General features: G+C 66.5%; 2 protein-coding genes. Both read left to right on the top strand.

Going from position 1 to position 1,072, the window contains the following annotated elements; all coding sequences use genetic code 11:
- On the top strand, positions 1-663 hold a 663-nt coding region (locus U5A58_RS40370; RefSeq protein WP_321965449.1), incomplete at its 5' end, for a sulfatase/phosphatase domain-containing protein.
- Between the two features lie 59 nt (positions 664-722).
- On the top strand, positions 723-1,072 hold a 350-nt coding region (locus U5A58_RS40365; protein ID WP_321940431.1), incomplete at its 3' end, for an MFS transporter.

Raw genomic sequence — 1,072 nt, 5'->3', positions numbered from 1 at the left:
TCGTTCATGGACGCGCAGGCCGGCAAGGTGCTCGACGCGCTGCGCGCCAACGGTCTCGAAGAGACGACCACCGTGATCTACAGCAGCGACCACGGCGACAATCTGGGCAAGCGCGGCATGTGGAACAAGTGCCTGATGTACCGGGAATCCACGGGCGTGCCGATGATCCTCGCCGGCCCGGGCATTCCCGCAAGCAAGGTCAGCGAGACACCGGTGTCGCTCGTCGATGTCCAGAACACGCTGCTCGATCTGACCGGCTGCCCCAAGACGCTGATGACGGGCCCTGGCACCTCGCTCGCGCAACTGGCGAACGCGCCCGCGCAGCGCGAGCGGCTCGCGTTCAGCGAGTATCACGCCGTGGGCTCGGAAGCGGCGGCCTATCTGCTCGCCGACGCGCGCTACAAGTTTCACTATTACGTTGGCCTGCGCCCCGAGTTGTTCGATCTCGAACGAGACCCCGAAGAACTCGACGACGTGGCCGCCGATCCCGCCTACGCGCACGTGCTCGCGCGCTTCGAAGCGCAGTTGCGCGCACTGCTCGATCCCGAAGCCGTCGATGCCGCCGCGAAGGCCGATCAGGCACGGCTGATCGAATCGTTCGGCGGACGCGAAGCCGCGCTCAGGACCGGCACGCCCGCCGCGACGCCGGTACCGGCGGCATAGTGCGCGCCACCGCGCACTGACCGACAAGAAAAGACGACAAAGACAAACTGGAGACGACCATGCCATCAGCCGGACTCGCCGCGGCCGCCACGCCGGCCGGCCTCAAGCGCAAGTGGAAGACGGTGATACTCGCGAGCCTCGGCGGCTCGCTCGAAATCTACGACTTCATCATCTACGGCGTGTTCGCGCGCGAGATCGCGAGGCAGTTCTTCCCCGCCGCCGATCCGATCGCCTCGCTCATCAGCACGTTCAGCGTATTCGCGATCGGCTACGTCTCACGGCCGCTCGGCGGCATCGTGCTTTCGAGCCTCGGCGACCGCTTCGGCCGGCGCGCGATCTTTCTCGTCTCCGTGCTTGCGATGTCGGCCTCGACGATCGGCATCGGCCTCATTCCCGGCTACGCGAGCAT

Origin of the sequence: Paraburkholderia sp. J7, from assembly GCF_905220155.1 — a bacterium.
Taxonomy (GTDB): Bacteria; Pseudomonadota; Gammaproteobacteria; order Burkholderiales; family Burkholderiaceae; genus Paraburkholderia.
The sequence above is the reverse complement of the archived record's forward strand: the minus strand, read 5'-3'. Positions and strand labels throughout refer to the sequence as shown.